The organism is Sphingobium sp. SJ10-10, assembly GCF_036038995.2.
Lineage (GTDB): Bacteria > Pseudomonadota > Alphaproteobacteria > Sphingomonadales > Sphingomonadaceae > Sphingobium.
In genome coordinates this window covers 106,144-129,373 of record NZ_CP158135.1, presented here as the reverse complement: position 1 = coordinate 129,373, position 23,230 = coordinate 106,144, and the positions used below count along the sequence as shown (strand labels likewise).

The window sequence follows — 23,230 nt, the reverse complement described above, 5'->3', positions numbered from 1 at the left end:
CTCACCTTAATTTCGATGATGCAAGTTTCAAGCGGTGGATGCGTCGGCAAGCGGCCGCGCACTTCCGCAATGGGAGAGTATGAACATGGACACCGTGCCACAGGCAGCCAAGTCTCAGTGCCCGGTCTCGCGTGTCAAGATCGACACGCTTGATACCATGCAGCAGGTTCTTCGCTCCAAGGCAGTCGAAGAAAATGCCGATGTATCAGCGGACAATTACGTGTGTCCGAACGCCTTGGCCGCGATTAACGTGCGCGAATTCCAGCAAGGCAATCTCGCCATGAGCAATGGCGACGTTCATCGCCAGCGCAGGCGCCTGCTCAATTCGCTGGTGCGGCCCGAACAGCTCGTCCGCTTCCGAGAGGACATCATTCTACCTTCCGTCGACCGGTGGATGGGGCGCATGATCAAGCGCAACGAGGACGGCGCGTTTGGTTGTGACCTAGCCGGCGTGGTCGAGCTGATTTTCCTGGAATTCGCGGCGAAGATCATCGGTATCGAGGGCGTCGAGTCGGAGGAGGGCATGGCGCGGTTGCGCGGATGCGCGCTGCCGATCTTTGGGGGTCTGAGCGCGGCGCATTTCGAGGATCGCGAAGGCGTTACCAAAGCGGGCATCGAAGCGAAAAAGGTTTTCGTTGAAGAATTTTACCGTCCGTCGCTCGAGTATACTCGTCAGCAGTTGAAGGGGCTTGAGGCGGGTGAACTGACGGAAGAGGATGTGCCGCTCAACCTGTTGCAGATGATTGCTACGCAGGCCCATGAAAGTTATGCCGACGAGGATGTCGGCATCAAGGAGGCGATCCTCTTCTTCGTCGCGACAACCGGCACCAGCGTGCAAGCCGTGCTTTCTACCGTCGAATATCTTCTCGACTGGTTCGAAAAGCATCCCGACGATCGCGGCTGCATCGAGGATATGGAATTCGTGAGCAACGCCTTGCAGGAGGCACTGCGGCTCCGTGCGCCCTTTGTCCCTTTCCTCACGCGGCTGGCTGTCGAGGATCTCGAGGTCAGCGATGTTCACCTGAAGGCAGGTGACGAAGTGCAGGCATGGGTGGCGCGGGCGGGTCGCGATGCTGCGGTTTTCGGCGACGACGCCAATGAATTCAATCCGCGGCGAGAGATTCCAGAGGGTATCAGCCGCTATGGCTTGGCGTTTGCGACCGGCGCGCACCAATGCCTAGGCCTGCGGGCCGTACTTGGCAATGACGGCAAGAGCGGCAGTCATCTGAGGCTCGTTCAAGGTCTCTTCCGCGCGGGAATCAGGCGGGATCCCCACGCGCAGGCGCAAACATTGCCGCTTAAGCCATCGGACGATCCCCGCGATCAGATCCCCACTTACATTTCTTTCCCCGTCATCCTCGACAATTGGAGTCCGCGCGCATGAGCAAGGTTGAAATCCTCAAAGTCACTGACCTTCCGCCCGGTGAGATGCGGAAGATCGAGGTTGGCGATCGCACGCTCTGCGTCGCGCATATCGAGGATCATGGGTTCCGCGCTATCGATGATCGGTGCACCCATGAGGACGAGTCCCTCAGCGAGGGATGGATTTGCGGCGACAGCGTGGAATGCCCGGCGCACAGTTCCCGTTTCAGCTTCCTGACGGGTGAGGTGACGGGCGTACCGGCCTGGATTCCGGTCAAGGTCTATCCAGTCGAAGTCGAGGGCGACAAAATTTATGTGACGTTCGACAATGCCGAGGCGGCGTCGGCGTGATCTCTCCGTTCGACCTTTCCGGCTGGAGATCCTTGCGGTGACATTGATCGAAACGGCCTTCGATGCGCATCAGGTCCAAGGTGACATGCCCGACGGCGTGCACGATAGGCATGACCACGAGGCATCGAACGGCGATGGCGGTTTGAAAGCAGGATCTGTGACGGTTCTGTTCGCGACGGAGACAGGCGCCAGCGAGGATGTCGCTAAGGCTTTGGGTAAGGCTGTTGAACAGAATGGACTGACTGCCCGGGTCATCGATATGGCGGACGCGGACATTGCCGACTTAGCGGACATCGAGATCGCGCTTTTCGTTGCCAGCACGACCGGTGACGGTGATGCGCCCTACGCGGCAGAGGGCTTCTTTGCCGCTCTCAATTCTGCCGATGCCATATCACTCGATCATCTGCGCTACGCCGTGCTGGCTCTTGGTGATTCAACGTACGAGCATTTTTGTGCAGCCGGGCGTCGCCTGGACGAAGCACTTGTTGCACTCGGCGCACGGCGCCTTCTCGACCGGGTGGACTGCGACATCGACTATGAGGAACCGGCAGCAGAGTGGCGGGCCGCCGTGCTCGCAACGATCACGCATAAGCCGGTAGTCACCCCGTCTGTCGGCCTAAGCAATGGTTTAGCAGCGGCGCGTCGTGAAAAATATCGATTGACCGAGGGCATCGTGGTTGAGAGCCGCGTGCTGACGGGTGAGGGTTCGACGAAGGCCACGCGTCATCTTGCGCTATCGCTGTCGGACACGACTGCAGGGGCTTATGAGCCCGGTGACGCGTTAGGAGTCATCGTCGAAAATGATCCGGCTCTGGTAGCAGCTGTGCTTGATGCTGGGCGGCTCGCCGCAGAAACGGTTGTGACGCTCAAAGGGGAGACGCTGATGCTCGGCGATGCGCTCCGCCTCTATCTGGATGTTACGGCGGTAACGCCGCGCTTCCTCGAGGCATGGGGTGCAGCGTCGGCCAGCCAGTTGCTTCCTGCTCTTGGCTCGGGATCGGAGAGCAGCCCGCCCACGGTCGTGACGCGCGATCATCACATCGTCGATATCATGCGGCGCTATCCCGCTGCCGACCTAGAAGCGCAGACCTTTGTCAACATGTTGCGGTCTCTGCAGCCTAGGCTTTATTCGATTGCATCCAGTCTCAAAGCCGTTCCGGGTCAGGTGCATCTGACCATCGCCCCCGTCGCTTACATGCTTTGGGGTGAAGAGCGCCGGGGCGTAGCCACCGGTCAGCTATGCGAGAGGACGCCCGTCGGGACACGTGTTCAAGTTTATGTGCATTCCAATTCGCATTTTCGCCTACCCGCCCCGGAAGTTCCGGTCATTATGATTGGCGCGGGCACGGGCGTCGCCCCCTATCGCGGGTTCTTGCAAGAGCGCGCCGCGCAGGAAGGTGCAGGCCGGGCGTGGCTGTTCTTTGGTGAGCGCAATCGGTCCACTGATTTCCTTTATGAGGACGAACTGAGCGCGTTTTTGCAGTCGGGCATTCTGACCCGAATTGATACCGCTTTCTCGCGTGACGGGGAAGCCAAGGTTTATGTGCAGCATCGGCTTGTGGAAGAGGCCGATGAACTCTGCCGTTGGATTGCCGATGGTGCTCATGTCTTTGTCTGCGGCGACGCGGCTAACATGGCTCCGGATGTGCATCGTGCCCTGATCTCCGTCTTCCAGATTGGGATGGGGCTTACCGCTCCAGCAGCCGAGGCATTCCTTCGAACTTTGCAAAGCGAGGATCGGTACCAGCGGGATGTGTACTGAACGGTGAAACGGGACGCGGCCCGCGAGCAGGTCCGCCATGCGATAAAATCCAGCATCTAGGAGGTTGTGATGTCTGTTCAATCGGCAACGAAGATTTCAAGAATTCAGCCATTCGGGGTTGAGGTGGACCTCGACCTGCGTGAAGAGAAGAATGACGACGAGGTGGTCCGCCTGTTCAAGGAGCATGGCTATCTTGTCTTTCGCGAACAAGCATTGACGCAGGATCAGCAGAAGCGGGTGATGTCCAAGCTGGGCCCCGTCCTGGAAGATTTCACGACGGTTGGGTATGTTTCGAATACCCGAAAAGATGGCATTCTAGGCGACTCCGAGGTCTCTTTTCACCTCGACTTCCTCTACACACCGGTTCCGCTTCTGGGCATTTCCTTGCACGGGATCGAAGTGCCCTATGAAGAGACGTGGACACGGTTCGCAAGCGGAAGTCTGGCGCTCGAAGCGCTCGCACCCGCGACCAGAGAGCGTCTGCGCGGTCTCAAAGGCCTCAATCTCTTCTCCGCCAGCGAAGAAGGGTTAACCGGACGCCAGCGCATTGAAGGCTACCCGGATAATGCGCCCCGCGCTGAACATCCGCTGATACATGTCGATCCCATCACGGGTAAGGAAGTGCTCTTTGCAACCCAGCAAAACACGGCTCTCGTCGTCGGGCTGAGCGAAACAGAGAGCGAGGATCTGCTCGCTGAACTGCACGAGCATCTTTACGCCGATGCAAACATTTACGAGCATCGGTGGCGTAATGGCGACCTCGTGATCTGGGCGAACCAAGCATATCATCATGCGCGCGGCGGGCTTGTACCGGGTAAAACCCGGACGTTGCAGCGCGTCTGCATCACCGATGGCGTGGCGGAAGACTATCGCCCTCCCATTCCCGACGATCGCCTTCCCGAAAACATGCGCAAATGATGCATTTCTCGGCACCGATTAGTGGGAGCAACGCACGTGAATAAGATGGATTGGAGCGGACGGGTTGCGCTCATTACCGGTGCCGGCAGTGGCATCGGCCGTTCCGCCGCGCAGGAGTTCGCGGCTTTGGGCGCAAAGGTGGCTGTGCTTGACCGCGATGAGCGCGCCGGGAGCGAGACCCTGGAGGCCATTCTTCGAGCGGGGGGTGAGGCGATCTTCCTGCTCACTGACGTGACCAATGAGGACTCTGTCGCGGCCTCGGTCGGCGAGACGGTGAGCCGCTTCGGCCGCCTCGACGCAGCCTATAACAACGCGGGGATCTCACCGGATACCGGCACCACGGTGGATTGTACGCGGGAACTTTGGGATCAAATATTCGCCGTCAATGTCACCGGCGTGTGGTTGTGCATGAAGCACGAGATCCAGGCCATGCTCAAGACAAGCGGCGGAGCAATCATGAACACGGGGTCGGTTTCTTCGCTGCGCGCAGCGCCGCAGTTGCCCGCCTATGTGGCGAGCAAACATGCGCTGATCGGCCTTACCAAGGTAACTGCGCTCGAATATGCCAAGCAGAACATTCGGGTGAATATCGTATGCCCCGGCGTCATAGAAACGCCAATGCTCGCTAAGAAAGCAGCCGAAGGTTTCTTCAGCATCGACCAATATGTCCAGTCGTCCGTGCCCATGAGCAGGGCGGGCCGGCCGGACGAAATCGCTTCGGCCGTCATATGGGCGTGTTCCGAAGCGGCCTCTTACCTGACCGGAGCAACGCTGTCGGTCGATGGCGGAATGGTCATCGCCTGATCGGGTCGATCATTAATTTGGATTTTAAGGAGAAGATGTGATGAGCGAGCGTCCAGAATATTTCGACAAGTACAAGACCCTCAAGTTCGACCGATCGGCGGACGGTGTTCTCGTCGTGCAGTGGCATAGCAATAACGGACCGGTGCTCTATGGCGCTGAGCATCATTCCGAATGGGCCCCCGCTTTCACGGATATTGGGGGCGACCGTGACAATCGTGTCGTCGTGTTCACCGGCACCGGCGATGTCTTCATCGACCGCCACGGCGAATGGGGTGTTCCCATTAAAACGCCCAGCAATTTCGATGTGCCCTCCTGGGGCGAAAAGATGATGTTCCGCCGCTTGTTCGAAATCGAGGCGCCGTTGATCTGCGCCTGTAATGGCCCGGCGCTGATCCACGGCGAGCTGATGGTTCTGGGCGACATCAACCTTGCATCGACGACCGCCGTTTATGCCGATGAGGGTCATTTCACTGCCGGCGAGGTGCCCGGTGATGGCGTGCACATCCTGTGGCAGGAACTGCTGGGGACCAACCGCGGCAAATATTTCCTGCTCACGGGCCAGCATATCGATGCCTATGAAGCCCAGCGTCTGGGCGTCGTCAACGAAGTTGTGAAGCCTGAAGAGCTGATGCCCCGTGCCCTAGAACTCGCTCACCAGATGGCAACCTACGATGATCTAACCCTTCGCTACACGCGGCAGTGCTTCGTGGATCGCTGGAAGCAACTGTTCAACGACCGGGTTGGGGTGGGATATGGCATGGCGCTGCAGGCACTTTCCCACATGGATCGTGGTTGGATGGTCTGGGACAAGAGCAACGAGGGGCAGGAAACCTACTCCAAGCTCGAGCGGCTCTATCCCAAAAACCAAGCCGACGCGGGCGCGGGGCGTAAGCGCGACGCTGCTTGATGATTGTCTGGGACGCCTGACAATAGGAGCTCAGGCGTCCCTGGCACAGATCGGCCGATAACAGGCACTGCGGGATAGGATGAGCTATGACGAGCGAAGTTGGACGAGAGGCGTTTGAGACCATAGTGTTCGAGGACGTCGTTCCGGGCGTGGTGCGGATTGCACTTAATCGGCCCGAGAGCCGCAATGCCCAGAATGCGGCGATGCTCTATGAGCTCAATACTGCCTTCAACCAAGCCGCTCGGGACGACTCGGTCAAGGTGATTATCCTCGCCGCGCGGGGAAAGCATTTCTCCTCCGGCCATGACCTTCGTATTCCGGATTTCGTGGCGGAAATGGCGCCTTGGGATCCTGTGGGGACCTGGTGCGGTTTCAGCTGCACGGGAGCCGAAGGGCGTATGGGGATTGAAAAGGAAATGTTCCTCGGCCTCTCCGAGCGCTGGCGCAACATTCCGAAGGTCACGATCGCTCAGGTTCAGGGAAAGGCGATCTCCGGCGGACTGATGCTCATTTGGCCGTGTGATATCATAATTGCGGCGGAGGACGCAGAATTCGCCGATAATACGGCTGATATTGGGGTCGCCGGTGCTGAATTCTTCAATCACCCATGGGAACTGGGGGTCCGCAAGGCTAAGGAAATGCTGTTCACCAGCGATTTCATCGATGCACAGGAGGCTTATCGGCTGGGAATGGTGAACCATGTGGTTCCCAGGGAGGAACTGCAAAGCTTCACCGAGGCCATGGCGTGCAAAATCGCCAAAAAGCCAGCCTTCACGCTGAAGCTTCTCAAGGAAGCCGTTAATGCCGCGCAAGATGCACAAGGTCGCGTGAACGCTATGGGCACGAGCTTCGCTCTGCATCAACTTAGCCATTCACATAATGAGCAGATTTTTGGCCTGCCGATCGATCCCACTAACCTCCCAGCCGCTGTGAGGGACAAGGCCGCCTGGAAGGGCAAGCCCGCTTCTGAATAAGCGGTGGCACATTATAAAGGATGTTGCGAATGGCCATAATTCCTCTGGCTGAAATTCCTGCGCGGGGTTCAGCGCTCCATGGCTGCGATGCGTGGGCGATCCGGCATGGCGACGATGTGATAAGCTGGGGCGAATTGGCTGACCGGGCGCTCCGGCGCGCCCATGCGTTGCGTGGCGTCAACATCGGCCCTGGCGATCTTGTCACGTTGGCGCTTCCGAATGGATCGGCATTTTACGAGCTGATGTTCGCACTTTGGACGATCGGGGCTACGCCGCACGTTGTATCCTATCGTCTGCCGCTCGCCGAACTTCAAGCGATCGTAGCAGTGGCAGAGCCGAAGATGGTGATCGCATCCGACGCGGCGCTACGGAAAGCATTCGGGGCGCAGCCTGGTGATTTTGGACGCGACCATCCGGAAGCAACGCCGCTACAGGCCGTCATCGCTCCCCGATGGAAAGCGATGTCTTCCGGGGGATCGACCGGCCGCCCGAAGATTATCGTAGCCCCGGGGCCAAACAGTTTCGATACCGATCGGAAACCCCCATTGCGATTTCCCGACAAGGGGCCGATCCTCGCAACTGGCCCAGTCTACCACAACATGCCGGTGACGACGAACATCCAGGCATTGTCTGAGGGCCACTCGATCATCGGCATGACGCGGTTCGATCCGGAGGAGGCGCTTCGACTAATTGAAGCTTTCCGAGTTAAATGGACAAGCTTCGTACCGACAATGATGATGCGAATTTCGCGCCTGCCCAAAGAGGTGCGCGAAAAATATGACGTCTCCTCGCTTGAGACGGTGTGGCATTGGGCTGCGCCCATGCCGCGAGAGCTCAAGCAGGAGTGGATCGACTGGCTTGGTCCCGAGAAGATTTGGGAAATTTACGGGGGTACAGAAGGGATTGTCACCACCATATTGAACGGCGTTGAATGGCTGGCCCATCGCGGGTCGGTGGGGCGTCCGTACCTCGACAAGATCAAGATCGTCGATGAAGCAGGCAAGGAATTGCCGCGCGGGGAAGTGGGCGAGATTTTCGCGCTTCCGGCCGGAGGCCGGGGGTCCACCTATCGCTATATCGGCGCCGACGCGCGGACGACCGAAGATGGCTTTGAAACCTTGGGCGACTTCGGTTGGATGGATGAAGACGGCTATCTCTACATCGCCGATCGCCGCACCGACATGATTGTGTCGGGGGGCGCTAACATCTTCCCAGCCGAGGTCGAAGGCGCCTTGATGGCGCACTCGGACGTAGAGGGAGCCGTGGTCATCGGGCTGCCCGATGATGATTATGGCGCCACCACCCACGCTATCGTTCAACCGACGGTGGAGGCGCAGGGGCGCCTAACCGCCGACGAATTGCTCGCATTCCTGCGCGAAAGGCTGGTTGCCTACAAGCTTCCGCGAAGTTTCGAGTTCGTGACGGGCGCGCTGCGGGACGACGCCGGCAAGGTCCGGCGGCAGCAACTGCGCGAAGAGCGCATCGCTGCCATGGAGGAAACGAAAGTAAACCGGCCGTCAGCGGTAGGGTGAGGTCGATCGGCCGACCTTTTGAGCGACATGGCCGAGCCGGAGAGGAAGCATATGAAAGACGACGCGATAGTCGCTGATTACATCATCGTAGGCGGGGGTAGCGCCGGCGCGGTACTCGCAAACCGGCTCAGCGAAGACGGGCGGTCCAAGGTGGTTCTTCTCGAAGCAGGGGGGAACGGCCGGTCGCTGGTGATGCAGGTTCCCGCCGGCGTGGTTCAGTTGATTGGCAACACCAAATACGACTGGGTCTATCCCCAGGATCCGGACCCCACCATCGACAATCGGTCATTCGCCTGGTCCGGCGGCAAGGCATTGGGGGGTGGCAGCGCCATCAACGGGATGGTCTATGTCCGCGGCACGCGACGGGATTATGATCGCTGGGCCGAGGCGGGCGCAACGGGCTGGGGCTTCAACGATGTCTTCCCCTATTTTCTCAAGTCTGAGAACTGGTCGGGCAAGCCGAGCCAAGCTCATGGGTCGCACGGTCCGCTGTCCGTTGCGCCCATGCGACCAGGTTTCCACCCGCTAACGCATACCTTTTTGAAGGCCTGCAACGAGCTTGGAATTCCGACCCTTTTCGAATATCAGGACGGGCAGATGGAAGGGGTGTATCTCACCCATGGCTCGCAACGCGACGGTTGGCGCTGTAGCACGGAGAAAGCCTATTTGCGCCCAGCCCGCTCGCGGCCCAATCTCGAGATCATCGTCGATGCCGATGTTGAACATGTGGACTTTGAAGGTGCGCGCGCGGTCGGGGTTACCTATCTGCACAAAGGCATCAAGCGCAAGGCCAGGGCGCGCGGCGAAGTGATCCTCTCTGCAGGCGCTATGGGGACACCGGCCTTGTTGATGCGCTCTGGCATCGGGCCTGCCGGTATCCTGCAAGAGCACGGCATTAGTGTTCGCCAGGATGCGTCCCAGGTCGGCGCCAATCTTCAGGAACATCCGGGCGTCGGGCAGAATAAATATGTGAACCAGCCGACGATGAACAGCCGGATGCGGCCTGTCGATATTCTCCGTTATCTATTGCGCTATGCATGGAACCGCAGCGGTCCGCTTTCCGCACCGGCTGTACCGGCAATGGGCTTGGTGCGAACGCGCGACGATCTGGATGAGCCCAACGTCCAGTTCCATTTCATGCCGCTCGGCTACGACATGGACCCCAACGCAACCTCCTGGGATTCCAGTGGACTTCCAAAGGAACAGATCATCACGCTCTATGCGTCCGTCTGTCACCCCAAGAGTCGTGGCAGAGTCGTGCTGAACGCAGATCTCCGGCCACGGATAATGCATCGTCTTTTCGATGACGAGCGAGATTTGGCCACGATGATCGAGGGCTGCAAGTTGATCAACCAACTCTATCATACACCAGCGATGCGGAGCCTTGTGACCGCCGACCGCAGTCCCAATCCGATTCCTGCCAACGATGAGGAATGGGCGGCGTTCATTCGCGCCAAGGCGGCGCTGGGCTATCATGCGGTGGGAACCTGCCGCATGGGCAGTGACGCTCAGTCGGTCGTCGATCCGCAGCTGCGGGTCCGAGGCATTGAAGGGTTGCGCGTCGCCGACGCATCCATCATGCCGACACTGCCGAGCACCAATACTAATGCCACCGCCATCATGATCGGCGAAAAGGCGGCCGATATCATCGCGGGCCGGGTGGCCGCAGCCAAACAGGCGGCCTGAGCCGTGAACCCCGCGGAATACAGCAAGCCACCGGTGCGCATCGAGCGGACCAACGGGGTTGCCGTTATAACCCTCTCAAACTCTCAGACAGGGAATGCGCTGGACGTCGAAATGGCCGAGGCGCTCCTTGAGAGAGTGCAGGAGGCAGCGCGTGATGCTGCGGTCCGATGCGTTCTGCTAACGGGGCAGGGGCGTTTCTTCTGCGTCGGCGGTGACGTGAAGCGTATCGCCGCAAGCGGAGACGAAGTGGGGATATTGCTGGACCGCATCACCACCCCGTTGCACGCGGCCGTCAGTAAATTACTCCATATGGACAAGCCGCTGGTGGTGGCTGTGAACGGCCCGGTGGCGGGCGGCGGCCTTGGGCTTGCGGCTGTCGGCGACATCGTTCTGGCGTCCGATGCCGCGCATTTTTCCATGGCCTATGCCGGCATCGGCTTTTCGCCCGACGGCGGCGCGACCTGGCTGCTGCCGCGCCTAATCGGACTGCGCAAGACACAAGAACTTGCCTATACCAATGGGCGCCTGACAAGCGCGGAGGCAGTGGCACTCGGCCTCGTAACGAGGTCGGTTCCCCCTGGAGACTTAGCTCGGGAAGCGCGTGCCCTAGCGGAAACGCTGGCGTCAGGCCCTGTCGGAGCCTTTGCCGCGACCCGCCGCCTGCTACTGTCTTCCGATAGCATGAGCCCCGAAGCGCAGATGGACTTGGAAGCGCTGAGCGTGCGCACCCAAGCTGCCGCTGCGGAAGGCAGGGAAGGCGTGGCGGCCTTCCTGGGCAAACGCCAACCGGATTTTGCGACAAGGGGCGGCGGAACGCGCTCAGCGCGAAGGGATTGGGAGAAACATTATGAAAATTGACGGCCTCACCGCGCTGGTGACAGGCGGGGCCTCGGGACTGGGTGCTGCAACCGCGGCCATGCTTGCGGCCGAAGGTGCGAAGGTCACGATCCTCGACCGGGACCGCGAGGCAGGTGATGCGCATGCTCGTGCGATTGAGGGGCGGTTCATCCCGGCGGATGTGACGGATGCGAGCGGCATTGAGGCAGCGCTGGCCGAGGCAGAGGCAGCTTTTGGGACAGCCCGGATCCTCGTAAACTGCGCGGGGATTGCGCCAGGGATCAAAACAGTTGGCCGCGACGGGACGCCGCACCCGCTCGATGATTTCCGACGGGCCGTTGAGATCAACCTCATCGGAACATTCAATGCTCTTAGTCAGTTCGCCGCGCGCCTCGTTGCTGCAGAGCCGATTGGCGAAGAGCGGGGCGTTATTGTGAACACCGCATCGGTTGCGGCTTTCGACGGGCAAATAGGGCAGGCAGCCTATGCTGCGTCGAAGAGCGGGGTTGTTGGACTGACGCTCCCCGTCGCGCGAGACTTGGCACGCGAAAAGATCCGCGTGATGACAATCGCGCCGGGCATTTTCATGACACCCATGATGAAGGCGTTTCCCCAATCCGCTCAAGACAGCCTTGGCCAGCAGGTGCCGCATCCGAGCCGCTTGGGTCAGCCCTATGAATATGCCGATCTTGTACGGTCGATCATCGTAAATCCCATGCTGAACGGGGAGGTCATCCGTCTCGATGGCGCAATTCGGATGGGGCCGAGATAATAATGCAAAAGGCGGGAGCGAAGACAACCAGGCCAACTGTAGATCTTGGCGGCCAGATTGCCTTTGTGACCGGTGCGGCTAGTGGAATCGGTCGTCAGACGGCAAGGGCTCTCGCTGAATCAGGCGCGATGGTGTTCGCCGCTGACAAGGCGGGTGCGGCATGTATTGAAACCTGTGCGGCCTTCCCCGAACGAATGTCTTACCTGGCCTGCGACGTCACAAGCGTCTCGAGCGTGCGAGCGGCACTCGATGCGGTCTGGCAGGAGCATGGTGCACTGGACATACTGATCAACTGTGCAGGCGTGTATTCGATGCAGCAGCTGATGGATGTCACAGAGGACGAGTTTGACAAGGTCCTGAATATCAACCTGAAGGGTCTGTTCTTCGTTAGCCAGATTGCCGCGCGCTATATGATCAAGGTGGGTGGGGGCGGTGCTATCGTGAATATCGCTTCGGCGGCTGGGCGCAAGCCATCCATCGGATCGCTTGTGTATTCAGCCAGCAAGGCGGGCGTCATCAACCTGACGCAGGGAATGGCTCAGGAACTCGCGCCCCATAAGATACGCGTGAATGCCATTGCACCAGGTGCCGTGGAGACACCCATGTGGGATGCCGTCAAGAGCGCCTACGAGAAGGGCGATTCTGAGAGTGCCTTGAGCATTGAAGCGGCCCTTCTGGCAGCGACGCCACTCGGACGTCTGTGTCGCCCACAAGATTGCGCCGACGCGATTCTCTACCTTTGCACTGACCAAAGCGCGTTCGTTACCGGCCAGACGCTGAATGTCGATGGGGGTATGTATTTCAACTGACGACTGAACCTGTCATTCATGAAAGGATAGGGCATGGCACAACTTGAGGGACGCCGCGCGCTCGTCACAGGTGCAGCCGACGGAATTGGAAGGGCGGTCGCGGAAGCCTTCGCACGCGACGGCGCTCGGGTTCTGGCCGTCGACATATCCGCTGAGAAGTTGCAGAGTGCATTTGCGGGCAGCACGGCAATACTTCCGGTTGCGCAGGACCTCGTGTCGGACAACGCGCACGAAACCCTTGTAACCACGGCCTCTGAGCTTTTGGGTGGACTGGACGTCCTCGTGAACAATGCGGGGATTCCGGGCGATCTAGCGATGCTGCATGAGACGACAGACGCAAACTGGAACCGCGTGTTCGCTGTGAATGTCGATGCTGTTTTTCGTCTCACGCGGGCTTGTGTGCCGTTGCTGCGATCGAGCCGATACGGGCGCATCATCACCACTGCCTCCGTCTGCGCGGAATATGGACTTCGACTCCAAGGGGCTTATGTCGCGTCGAAGCACGCTGTGTCCGGATTGATGAAGGGCTTTGCCATAGAACTGGGTTCATATGGGATCACGGCAAATTGCATCAATCCGGCGAACACGGTCACCGGCATAACGCGCAACTGGTTTTCCCCGGCAGATTCTGCTGAAGGGCAGGCTTATCTTGAAATAGCATCGGTACTCGGTCGTTATAGTCAGCCTGAGGATATCGCTGCAGCCGCCCTCTATCTAGCTTCCGATGGCGGTGGCTACGTCACCGGCCAGTCCATTACCGTGGATGGCGGGATGACATGTCGATTGCCATCCTTGTCGCACGCCACACGTTACGACGAAGTGGCCTAAAGCCACTGGCTCATAGAGCCCCGGATGCCGATGAGGTAGTGCAGGGACAGCCGGTAAGTGGCGGGTGTTCTTCGACTGAAGCAGACCCGCCATGATAACAGGAGCCGACTTCAATCGACGGCGAACGCCGCTTCCGTCTTAGATCTTATTTCATCTAGAGTGATACCCGGTGCCATTGCCCTCAATCTGAAGGGACATGATCCGCGCTCGGGACGTTCGAAGACCGCCAGATCGGTGATGATCATGTCGACCACGTCCGCTCCGGTAAGTGGAAGACTACACTCATTGCGAAACTTGGGTTCTCCGCCTTTCGAGACATGGTCCATCAGGACGATGATCCGCGCCACGCCAGCGACAAGATCCATCGCGCCGCCCATGCCTTTCACCATCTTACCAGGGATGGTCCAGTTGGCGAGATCGCCATTCTGGGCAACCTCAAGGGCGCCCAGAATAGACAAGTCGACGTGACCTCCGCGGATCATGGCAAAGCTCTCGGCGGAGTTGACGTAGGATGCGCCGGGAAGTGCGGTAACCGTTTGCTTGCCGGCGTTGATCAGGTCCGCATCGACCTCATCCTCAAGCGGGAATGGGCCTACGCCTAACATACCGTTTTCGGATTGAAAGGTCACTTCAATGCCTTCTGCTAGAAAATTCGGCACCAGGGTAGGCACACCGATGCCTAGATTGACATAGTCGCCGTCCTTGAGTTCGCGCGCAGCCCGAGCGGCAATGTCGTTACGAGTCCAGGCCATCAAACCGTCTCCGTCCGGATCGTGCGTTGCTCGATCGGTTTCTCATAATTGGTTCCAACGAGTATCCGATCGACATAGATGCCGGGCGTATGCACATGGTCCGGGTCAATCTCTCCCGCAGGCACGAGCTCCTCCACCTCCACAAGCGTTATCTTGGCTGCCGTGGCTGCTATCGGGTTGAAGTTTCGAGCTGTCTTCCGGAATATCAGATTGCCCTTGGTGTCCGCCTTCCAGGCCTTTACCAGCGCCACATCGGCAAACAGGCTTGTCTCCATGATGTACCGCTCGCCATTGAAGCTCCGCTCTTCCTTGCCGTCGGCGACGAGTGTACCCACGCCCGTCTTGGTAAAAAAGGCTGGTATTCCAGCGCCTCCGGCCCGGATGCGTTCGGCCAGCGTGCCTTGGGGATTGAATTCCAGCTCAAGTTCTCCGGCAAGATGTTGCCGTGCAAACTCCTTGTTCTCGCCGACATAGGAGCTGATCATCTTCTTGATCTGGCGGGTCTGGAGAAGCAGGCCCAGTCCAAAATCGTCCACACCGGCATTGTTCGAGATCACCGTCAATTCGCGCACGCCTGAATCCCGCGCGCCAAGGATCAGCTTTTCCGGAATTCCACAGAGGCCAAATCCCCCTGCTACGACGGTCATCCCGTCGAATAAAAGGCCATCAACGGCGGCTCGGGCGCTCTCAACGATCTTTGGCAATATCCTGTCCTTGCAATCGGGAATAATGTCGGCCGGCGTCATGCTGCTTCGTCGGTCCCCTTCCCCAAGATCCTGTGCATATTCTGACACTACCCGTTTCGCAGTCCCTCTTAGGCGGGACGGCCACAGTCGCGTTCGCCGGTCCCCCGCTGGGGGGATAGAGGGGCCGAAGGGCAAGAGTATAAGTTTGTGACGAAATAGGACGAGGAAGGTTGTACATGACCCTGGAAACCCCTGAACGCATCCAATCGATGTGGGAAGCGGCGAGCATGCAAATGCGTGAACGTCGATATCCGGACGATTTTCCTGCGCTGCCGGATATTCCTGCGGCCCGCTATACCAGCGAAGCATTTTATGAGCTCGAGAAGAAACATCTTTGGTCCAGGACATGGCTCTTCGTTGGTTTGGCGCACGAGTTTGACGAACCGGGAAGCTATCGGACCTACACGCTCAACGAGGCCCCGGTAGTCGTCCTGCGAGGGCGGGATGGTGAGTTGCGGGCGTTCCACAATGTCTGCCAACATCGTGGTTCGCTTCTCATGAAGGACGAGGGAGGTGTCGCACGGAACATGCGATGCCTTTATCACTGCTGGACCTACGACCTTGAGGGCAAGCTGATCTTCGTTCCTGACGAACATTATTTTTCGGGCTTGGACAAGGCGGAGCGTGGACTCAAGCCGATCCGCTGCGAACAGTTCGGAAGCCTGGTTTTCGTGAATTTTGACGAGGCGGCGGAGCCATTAATCGATTTTCTGACGGATATCCCGGCACTTTGGTCGGATATTCCGCTTGATGACTTGCGGTTGTTTGATCGCTTCAGCTTTGAAGTAGATTGCAACTGGAAATGCCTTCAGGACAATTTTGCTGAAAATTATCACGCTAAATATGTGCACGAGCACACAATCGATAAGGTGATCGATTCGAAGACCTCGGCGCTGCAGATGATCCGTGGTGGACATAACGCGATTGTCATCAAGTCGCGCGGTGAGCTGACCAGCGGGATGGGTGCTGCTTTCTTTAAATCGGAAAGCGATACAGCGGAAGAGCAAGAAAGTAAGCTCGCCGAGATATCGCGCAGCGGCCAGCGCAGCTATAATATATTTCCCAACGGCACGTTTCCCATCGCCGAGTATCTGTTTCCGATTGTGATGGTCTGGCCGATCGGTACGGGGCGCTGCAAGGTTGAGGTATCATTCGTTAAAACGGGCGACGGGCCGGCGAATGAGCAACTGGACAAGGATACGCTGACCTTCTTCAAAAGCTTTATCGGAGAAGATCTGGATGCCTTGGCCGGCATGCACAAGGCTTTGGCCCACGGTGGCATCGATTCGATACCACTCTGCTGGTCGGAGCAGTTCATCTACAACCATGAACAACATATCGACACGGTAATCGGTCGCGAGAATATTCCGGCGGAGCTGTCGGTCGTGGAAGTCAAACTTCCTTACGCGCACGCTTAGGCTGTTTGCCCGGTCGCTCCAATCTGTGGGCTGGCCGGGCCGAAGGCTTTGCAGGGTGTCCGGTCACGTACAGGACGTCATGGTAGCGAAATCCGCTCAAGGACTTCAATGTTTATCAATGTTGCGGCGGTGACAGACGGGACAAATTCGTCGAGTGTTACCCTTACCGCGGTGCTCTATGGTAAGCGTGGGCTGGAGGCCGCAGATCAGGCAGCTTCGGCGATCGGTTGCTGATCTGGCCGCCAGTTCCACGGCATGATCTCATCCCAACGGGCAGCAGGCCATTCGCCAGCGATCTTGGCGATGACGTCGGCGATATAGGCCTGCGCTTCGAGGCCATTGAGTTTGGCGGTTTCGATGACGGAATAGACGGCGGCAGCGCGATCACCGCCTGCCTTTGATCCGGCAAACAGCCAGTTCTTACGGTTATGGAAAGGTATGCATAAGCGGAAAAATGCGCTCTTCGCCGGCTCCGACGAGGGCGGCGATAACTGGGCGGTCATCGCCACGCTCATCGAAAACTGCAAACTGGGCGGCATCAATCCTCATTGGTTGCATTCTGCCCTTGCCGCATCAGCTCGCTCGCCTTTGAGACCAAGGTAAGCGTGGCCTGAGCACCGCAATTAAGCGGCTTGGGCGACGTCTTGCTCGCTCGGATGCCAGTTCCACGGCATGAGTTCGTCCCAACGAGTAGCGGGCCAGTCGCCAGCGATCTTCTCGATGACATCGGCGATGTAGGCCTGCGGTTCGATGCCGTTGAGCTTGGCGGTCTCGATGACGGAATAGATGGCCGCAGCCCGTTCGCCGCCAGCCTTCGATCCGGCAAAGATCCAGTTCTTGCGGCCGATCACGAAGGCTGATTCATTATGCACCCCCTTTTCAAATGGCGGAAAACAGCGATTTTTGTCTGTCATCTTTATCGCGACACGGGATTTTGCGCGCCAGTTCAACCTTGATCCGTTCGTCTTCGAGGTCGCTGGCGCGGATCTGATAGGGCGCGCAACGCATGACCTGCTCGGCGGGCAATATGCCATCCCTGATGAAGCGTCGAATTTTAACGTGCGAGACCCCGAGTTTGGCGGCCGCGTCCGACATGGTCAGCCATTTGCCGTTCTTGTCAGAAGACCGGTAACCGCTAATTTTGTGCACCGTTCGCAGTGAACCGCCCCGGGTTTGCCGGAGGCTCCAACTTCTGAGTAAGTGGAGCCGAGATGAGCAAGACGACGAACAAATTTTCGCCTGAGGTGCGCGAACGGGCTGTGCGGATGGTGCTGGATCACGAGGGCGATTACAGGTCTACTTCTGCAACCCGCAAAGCCCGTGGCAGCGGGGCACCAACGAAAATACCAATGGCCTCCTACGCCAGTACTTTCCGAAAGGTACCGATCTCAGCGCCCATCATCCCGAGGCGCTTGCTGCTGTGGCTGCTGCGCTCAACAGCAGGCCCCGTAAAACGTTGGGCTGGAAAACACCCGCGGAGGCGCTTGACCAATGCCTCGCTCAGATCGAAAAGCAGCGTGTTGCGACGACCGGTTGAGTCCGCCCAATATGTCTCCATCCGATATTCGGAGCGCCTCGCGGAGGCAGGCATCGAACCGTCTGTCGGCAGCGTCGGCGATAGCTATGACAACGCTTTGGCGGAGACGATCAACGGCCTCTACAAGGCTGAGGTGATCCACCGGCGAGGGCCATGGCGATCCTTTGAGGCCGTGGAATTTGCCACGCTCGAATGGGTGGACTGGTTTAACAACCGCCGCCTGCTCGAACCCATCGGCAACATCCCGCCCGCTGAAGCCGAAGCACAATATTACGCCATGCTGGACGATGTCTCCATGGCTGCGTAACTTAAACCAAATGGCCTCCGGCAAACCCGGGGCGGTTCACCGGCACAAATCCGTTGCAAGTCCACCAGCCTCCTCACGGAGCCTGAATCACATCGAACCGCTCATATCAATGGGTCCTGACCCCAAGAAAACATATGCCCAAATCTTCAATAACAGAACGGTACTGGTATCTCGGATTATTACGACGGCTCAGACACGGCATAACGATACTCGCCTAGAGCTAACGTAACCCCTGCAGCTATGCAGATTAAACTCGTAGCTACGCCGAGTGCGAAATAATAATTACCACCGTAATCATATGACATACCTACTAACAACGGGCCGATAGAATTTCCTAGAGCAAGAAATCCATACAACCAGCCATATATAGCGCCAAATTCCAATACGCCAAAATACCGGCCAACGAAATAGGCGATTATGTCATACTCGGATCCGTATCCAAGTCCGATTAGCACAGCACCTAAGAATGCGCCATCCAACCCGAATGCAAGAGTGACTGCAAATCCCCCACTCGCCATTAACAACACAAGGAAGCCGAGCTTTGGACCGTTAATCCGGTCTAGCAACATTCCAGTGAACAGTCTGCCAACGATCGCAGAAAACCCGATAACCGCGAGAAGTGTCGATGCATGCGCTGGCGACGCCCCCATGTCACGATATGCGAGCATTAGGTGTACGACAATACCGGCAAAGCAGGTACCTGCAAGTAGTGCAACGGCGGTGAGTTTCCAGAGCGTTGCCGTTCTCCGAGCTTCCTTAAGAGTAAGGCCTTGGGTTACACAACCCCACTGCGACAGAGCGACATGATGCAAAACCAGACGTTCTTCTCTAGCGTAATGGCGCAAGGAAAGCCAAAGGACAGGAATATTACAGAATATCAAGAGGGAAAGGCCGATATACGCGAGATGCCAACCGCCCCTCTCAACGAGCGCATTTGTCATGAATGGAATGAAGATTGCCGACACCCCCGTCCCGCTCAAAACCGCCCCAGTCGCCAAGCCTCTGCGTGTGTTAAACAAGCGGCCAATTGGCCTTAACAGAGTTACAGGTAGCATCCCAACGCCCAAAATACCGATAAATGCGTAGCATATGCAGAATGTAAATATGGAGTTTATGATCCACGGCATCCCTGTAACCACGAGGCCGCATAGTATTGCACTGACGATCGAGACGATCATAGTTCCGAATTTGTCGGCAACCTTACCCCCCCCCGTACATGCAATAAACGTCCCGAAAGAGAGCATTGTGATAGCTAACGACGCATATCCACGACCCCACCCGAATTCTCTCTGAATGTCTGGCGCCATCGCTGCGAAGCTATACGACATAACGGCTATCGCACTGGCCGACGTTGTTACGAAGGCACCAAATACCACTCTAATCTTTTGAAAGTCGTTCACTATTACACCGCCATATGCTTATTAATCTGGATGAAATAGCAATTATGGCATCATAAGCGCCTACCTTAGTTTGGCTATTTTCCATGCAGAAAAGGCATGGGCATCGGGGGAGTGAATCAGGACTTCCGTGGCACTCAATTGCCCGGCCATCTTCAAAAAGTCCTCGGGCGTATCGCCATACGCACCGGGATTGTGCGCATAGAGGACACGGCAGGCGTGCCGTCCTCCCGCATCGAAGCACATTCCATTGAATGGCACAGCATCATGGCACAAAAGCGCGACAAAAGCGGCGAGTTGAGAAGGAAGCATCCTTCTCAATGCTTCCTTGCTTTCCCCTTCTGGCACTGTGGTCTCCAACATTTCGCTATACGCGATAGGCAGTACACCATTGATCTTGATGCCTGCCGCCTCGGCTGCAGACTTCAACCCATAGACACTTCCGAACACGCCAGCCTTTGAGATTCCGTAGGACGGATGATTGACTCCAAAAACGGCTGCCGAGGATGTCTGTACCAAGCGTCCGCCAGTCTTGGCCAATTCCGGCCACGCAGCTCTTGTCAAATTCAGCGTGCCATTGAGATTTATGTCCATGGCCTTGGTGAACTCATCGAACCTATCGCCATAAAGAGGTGCATCATTCCAAACTGCCGCATTGTTTATAACGACGTCTAGCCGCCCAAACGCGTCAAGCGCCGATCGCACTATCAGATCGGCTTCGACCGCGACGTCATTACAATCCGGAACTGCGGTACCTCCATTAGCGATGATGTCGCTAACGGTCGCATCGACGGTCCCTGACGTTCGTCCATTGACAACGACAAGCGCACCTCTTTCAGCTAGAAACTTTGCGTAACCTGCGCCGAGGGCCCCACCCGCACCCGTTACAATCACGACCTGTCGGTCAAAACAAAGCTCTTCCACTTTCCACCTCCAGTGCATCACGATATAATCGCTCGCCCCCGTCATGGCATGCCAAGATCCGGGCGAGCGGGATCAGATTTCCCAATGCAACCACATGCATCCATTAGGACAGGCGCTTGATCTATTAGTCCATCACCATTTGTAGCGGACCTGGAAGGCAACATTGCGGGGCTGTTGCTTGGAAGCTGAGCGACTCCCCAGAGAACTGGGATATTGCGCGGCAAAAGTTATGATCTGGGCATTGGTAAGATTCTTTCCGATAATATCGAATGCCCATTTTCCAGATGCGTCCTCAAACCCCAAGCGCGCGTCGAGTCGCACATAGCCATCTTCACGAAGCAACGGATCGTCATTTCCCCGGGTATCATAGCCCGTGGCGAAAAGTCCTTCAACTTCCGTGATCGCCTTGTACCCACCCGGCAAAGGTGCGGTAAACAGGGCCGTGGCAGACCCACTCCACTTTGGCGCAAATGGCGTCCTGTGACCCGACAAATCCTGAAAGGTCAGACCGTTGAACTTTTGAAGGTCGGTTGGAGATGCATTGGGATAGCTCACATACTTCGTGTCTAGATAGCTTCCCGCCACCTCAAGACTCAGCCAGGGAGATACGATGAATTTGCTCTCAAGCTCTACACCCTGACTCCGTGATCGCGCGGCATTTCTGACAATTGTAAACCCTACGCCATTAGGCAGAAACTGATTTATTGAAACCTGCAAGTCGGAATAATCAGATCTGAACGCCGCAAGGTTGAAAAGCACGTGGCGATCGAACAGCTCGCTTTTGAGGCCAACTTCGTACGAGTTTACGTGTTCCGGATTGAAGGGGAAATTCGCCGCGATCGCCGTGTTATCCGCCCCATTGAAACCGCCGGCCTTGAAGCCTCGAGAATAGGATGCATATGCCATGACGTCTCTGGAAAAATGGTATTGAAGCTTTGCTGAAGGCATAAACGCATTGTCGCTGCGGCTCAGATTCACCGAACCAACACTTCCAATTCCTAAGATGCTCGGCAGGGAATTTAGATTCGCGGGAAGCGGTGTAAATACTCCGAATGGAACAGGAGCTGCTGCGTAAAATTCGTCCCAAACGAAGGACTTCCGAACGTGGCTGATGCGCCCGCCGCCTGTCAATCGCAGTTTATCCGTCACCTTCCAGGTGAGAGATCCAAACGCAGACAAGATTCGCTCATTCTGAGTTGATTTGGAGACCTGGCCAATCGGCAAGAAAGGGACCAAAGCCGCTAAGGCGGGACTGGAGGTGATCGTCGAAGACAGGTTGCCAAAATTCAAATCCGTCTCATAAAATAACTGGTCAGACTGAAAGTATGCCCCCACAATATATTCAAGTGAATTGCCATCCGGTGACGTCAGCCGAATTTCCTGACTGAATTGGTCGTATACCTCAGGATTTTGTAGGTTAAGAAGATGAACCGGAGTTCCATCACCATCATACTGCAGGTAGTATTTTGATTTGTAATAGGCCGTCACAGCCGTCAAAACATGATCGCCAATGTGATAATTTATATTTAACACGGCCTCCTTATTATTAAACTCACCATACCCGCCATCATTTACACTATACTTATTGGTGTCTATATTTGGAAGGCCAAGAGAAAGAGAAATCGCGCAGAATCCTCTTGGAGTAAACGGTGCCGGTGGCGGGCAATTATCAGTCTGAGAAATAAGACCGCCGGTTGATTTGCTGTTGCTGACTTCCAGCTTCAAAGTCGCATCGAACAAGTCGGACGGAGCGAAAGCAAGCGTCAGCCGTCCCGCCGCATTCCGCTCCCGTGGTACAAACTTCCCGGTGACTATATTTTCAAGCCAGCCCCGCTGGCCATTAAAAGTACCTGCAACTCGAACATTAAGAGTGTCGGTGATCCGACTATTGACAGCACCCTCCAAAGCGAATTGGCCGCCGCTGTCTCCGTTGGGAGAAATTAGAGCTCTTGCCCATCCGCCGAAGACGTCGTCTGGCTTTTTTGTCACGATATTAAATGCGCCGGCGATCGAGTTATTTCCAAAAAAGGTCGATTGCGGACCTTTGAGAATTTCCATCCGTTCCAAGTCCAGGAACGTACCCGCAGATGTCCGCGAGCGCCCATGATAGACGTCGTCAGTATAAATACCGACAGACTGATCAAAAGACTGATTGGATCCCGATCCGATTCCGCGAATGTAGAGATTTGCGCCGCGCGAACTCCCGAACCCAACTTGAACGGATGGCACTTTGAGACTCACCGTTCCAAGCGAAGTCAGATTGTGCTGAGCAAGGTCGCCGCCTTCGATAACTTGTACCGAGACGGGAACATCCTGGCGCCTTTCGATGCGATGTTGTGCGGTAACGATGATTTCGGTCAATCCGCCGCCTTCATCTCGCTGCGCGGCTGCGTCAAAATTTGATGCGCCGACCGGCTTGGAATCTGTCACCTGAGCGAGCGCGCTTGTCCCACAAAGCAGAGACGCCGCCATCGCGCTGAACGCGGGCGCTGCCCAAGATTTAGCAGTGAAGCTGTTCATTTACCCTCTCCCCAGTTAATTCGCGTGCAGCGCGATTTGCACATCGCTTGCGGGCATCGACTGAACGCTCACACACGCCACGCCGTT

At 57.2% G+C, this 23,230-nt stretch carries 20 protein-coding genes and 4 pseudogenes; 16 read left to right on the top strand and 8 right to left on the bottom strand.

The annotated features are described in order from the left end of the window. The first annotated feature begins 79 nt into the window (after nt 1-79). The 13 genes from VVT58_RS22530 to VVT58_RS22470 all read left to right on the top strand — a co-directional run bounded on the left by VVT58_RS22530 (nt 80) and on the right by VVT58_RS22470 (nt 13,542). Nucleotides 80-1,384: a cytochrome P450 gene (locus tag VVT58_RS22530; RefSeq protein ID WP_066564625.1), complete on the top strand. Its 1,305-nt coding sequence runs from the start codon at nt 80-82 to the stop codon at nt 1,382-1,384. Then, nucleotides 1,381-1,713: a non-heme iron oxygenase ferredoxin subunit gene (locus VVT58_RS22525; protein WP_066564622.1), complete on the top strand. Its 333-nt coding sequence runs from the start codon at nt 1,381-1,383 to the stop codon at nt 1,711-1,713. Before VVT58_RS22530 ends, VVT58_RS22525 begins: the two co-directional genes overlap by 4 nt. A gap of 37 nt (nt 1,714-1,750) precedes the next feature. Further along, on the top strand, nt 1,751-3,475 hold the full coding sequence (locus VVT58_RS22520; protein ID WP_158511804.1) for a sulfite reductase flavoprotein subunit alpha: 1,725 nt from the start codon (nt 1,751-1,753) through the stop codon (nt 3,473-3,475). A gap of 69 nt (nt 3,476-3,544) precedes the next feature. After that, nucleotides 3,545-4,393 carry a TauD/TfdA family dioxygenase gene (locus tag VVT58_RS22515; protein WP_082749249.1) on the top strand — a complete coding sequence of 283 codons (849 nt, stop codon included), beginning with the start codon at nt 3,545-3,547 and terminating at the stop codon, nt 4,391-4,393. Between the two features lie 45 nt (nt 4,394-4,438). Next, nucleotides 4,439-5,197 carry a glucose 1-dehydrogenase gene (locus VVT58_RS22510; RefSeq protein WP_066564781.1) on the top strand — a complete coding sequence of 253 codons (759 nt, stop codon included), beginning with the start codon at nt 4,439-4,441 and terminating at the stop codon, nt 5,195-5,197. A gap of 40 nt (nt 5,198-5,237) precedes the next feature. After that, on the top strand, nt 5,238-6,104 hold the full coding sequence (locus VVT58_RS22505; protein WP_066564616.1) for an enoyl-CoA hydratase/isomerase family protein: 867 nt from the start codon (nt 5,238-5,240) through the stop codon (nt 6,102-6,104). An 86-nt stretch (nt 6,105-6,190) separates the two neighbouring features. Then, nucleotides 6,191-7,078: an enoyl-CoA hydratase gene (locus tag VVT58_RS22500; protein WP_066564614.1), complete on the top strand. Its 888-nt coding sequence runs from the start codon at nt 6,191-6,193 to the stop codon at nt 7,076-7,078. 20 nt (nt 7,079-7,098) lie between these two features. Continuing rightward, nucleotides 7,099-8,610 carry an AMP-binding protein gene (locus VVT58_RS22495; RefSeq protein WP_082749248.1) on the top strand — a complete coding sequence of 504 codons (1,512 nt, stop codon included), beginning with the start codon at nt 7,099-7,101 and terminating at the stop codon, nt 8,608-8,610. 51 nt (nt 8,611-8,661) lie between these two features. Next, the gene (locus VVT58_RS22490; RefSeq protein WP_066564611.1) at nt 8,662-10,296 is read left to right on the top strand and encodes a GMC family oxidoreductase; all 1,635 of its coding nucleotides are present in this window, start codon (nt 8,662-8,664) and stop codon (nt 10,294-10,296) included. 3 nt (nt 10,297-10,299) lie between these two features. Then, the gene (locus VVT58_RS22485) at nt 10,300-11,154 is read left to right on the top strand and encodes an enoyl-CoA hydratase/isomerase family protein (RefSeq protein WP_066564609.1); all 855 of its coding nucleotides are present in this window, start codon (nt 10,300-10,302) and stop codon (nt 11,152-11,154) included. Next, complete coding sequence (locus VVT58_RS22480) at nt 11,144-11,905, top strand: SDR family NAD(P)-dependent oxidoreductase (protein WP_066564606.1); 762 nt, start codon at nt 11,144-11,146, stop codon at nt 11,903-11,905. The genes VVT58_RS22485 and VVT58_RS22480 overlap by 11 nt, the downstream gene beginning before the upstream one ends. Before the next feature lie 2 nt (nt 11,906-11,907). Beyond that, nucleotides 11,908-12,714, top strand: a complete 807-nt coding sequence (locus VVT58_RS22475; RefSeq protein ID WP_066564604.1) for an SDR family NAD(P)-dependent oxidoreductase — start codon at nt 11,908-11,910, stop codon at nt 12,712-12,714. Nucleotides 12,715-12,747: 33 nt separating this feature from the next. Beyond that, complete coding sequence (locus tag VVT58_RS22470) at nt 12,748-13,542, top strand: SDR family NAD(P)-dependent oxidoreductase (protein ID WP_066564603.1); 795 nt, start codon at nt 12,748-12,750, stop codon at nt 13,540-13,542. Nucleotides 13,543-13,652: 110 nt separating this feature from the next. Here VVT58_RS22470 and VVT58_RS22465 read toward each other — a convergent pair whose 3' ends face one another. After that, a complete protein-coding gene (locus VVT58_RS22465) occupies nt 13,653-14,294 on the bottom strand; it encodes a CoA transferase subunit B (protein ID WP_066564600.1) in 642 nt (213 codons plus the stop codon). Beyond that, nucleotides 14,294-15,040 (bottom strand): CoA transferase subunit A, encoded by a 747-nt coding sequence (locus VVT58_RS22460; protein ID WP_206377606.1) that lies wholly within the window; start codon nt 15,038-15,040, stop codon nt 14,294-14,296. The genes VVT58_RS22465 and VVT58_RS22460 overlap by 1 nt, the downstream gene beginning before the upstream one ends. A 176-nt stretch (nt 15,041-15,216) precedes the next feature. Here VVT58_RS22460 and VVT58_RS22455 point away from each other — a divergent pair, with 176 nt between their 5' ends. Next, nucleotides 15,217-16,458, top strand: coding sequence for an SRPBCC family protein (locus VVT58_RS22455; protein WP_066564598.1), 1,242 nt, complete (start codon nt 15,217-15,219; stop codon nt 16,456-16,458). Nucleotides 16,459-16,664: 206 nt separating this feature from the next. On the opposite strand, the pseudogene VVT58_RS22450 reads toward VVT58_RS22455, so the two are convergent. The 3 genes and pseudogenes from VVT58_RS22450 to VVT58_RS22440 form a co-directional block, all read right to left on the bottom strand. Further along, nucleotides 16,665-16,883 (bottom strand): annotated as a pseudogene (locus VVT58_RS22450) (transposase domain-containing protein); the annotation flags it as partial. A 198-nt stretch (nt 16,884-17,081) separates the two neighbouring features. Continuing rightward, nucleotides 17,082-17,306 (bottom strand): annotated as a pseudogene (locus tag VVT58_RS22445) (transposase domain-containing protein); the annotation flags it as partial. A 31-nt stretch (nt 17,307-17,337) separates the two neighbouring features. After that, complete coding sequence (locus VVT58_RS22440) at nt 17,338-17,553, bottom strand: helix-turn-helix domain-containing protein (protein ID WP_066564595.1); 216 nt, start codon at nt 17,551-17,553, stop codon at nt 17,338-17,340. Nucleotides 17,554-17,746: 193 nt separating this feature from the next. Here VVT58_RS22440 and VVT58_RS22435 point away from each other — a divergent pair. Together VVT58_RS22435 and VVT58_RS22430 are read left to right on the top strand one after the other, a co-directional pair. Beyond that, nucleotides 17,747-17,995: pseudogene (locus VVT58_RS22435) on the top strand (IS30 family transposase); the annotation flags it as partial. Nucleotides 17,996-17,999: 4 nt separating this feature from the next. Next, a pseudogene (locus VVT58_RS22430) lies at nt 18,000-18,302 on the top strand (integrase core domain-containing protein); the annotation flags it as partial. A gap of 179 nt (nt 18,303-18,481) precedes the next feature. On the opposite strand, the gene VVT58_RS22425 reads toward VVT58_RS22430, so the two are convergent. The 3 genes from VVT58_RS22425 to VVT58_RS22415 all read right to left on the bottom strand — a co-directional run bounded on the left by VVT58_RS22425 (nt 18,482) and on the right by VVT58_RS22415 (nt 23,143). Continuing rightward, nucleotides 18,482-19,702, bottom strand: coding sequence for an MFS transporter (locus VVT58_RS22425; protein ID WP_066564592.1), 1,221 nt, complete (start codon nt 19,700-19,702; stop codon nt 18,482-18,484). Nucleotides 19,703-19,762: 60 nt separating this feature from the next. Continuing rightward, nucleotides 19,763-20,668 (bottom strand): SDR family NAD(P)-dependent oxidoreductase, encoded by a 906-nt coding sequence (locus VVT58_RS22420; protein WP_066564590.1) that lies wholly within the window; start codon nt 20,666-20,668, stop codon nt 19,763-19,765. Between the two features lie 87 nt (nt 20,669-20,755). Then, a complete protein-coding gene (locus VVT58_RS22415) occupies nt 20,756-23,143 on the bottom strand; it encodes a TonB-dependent receptor (RefSeq protein ID WP_082749246.1) in 2,388 nt (795 codons plus the stop codon). Between the last annotated feature and the right edge of the window lie 87 nt (nt 23,144-23,230).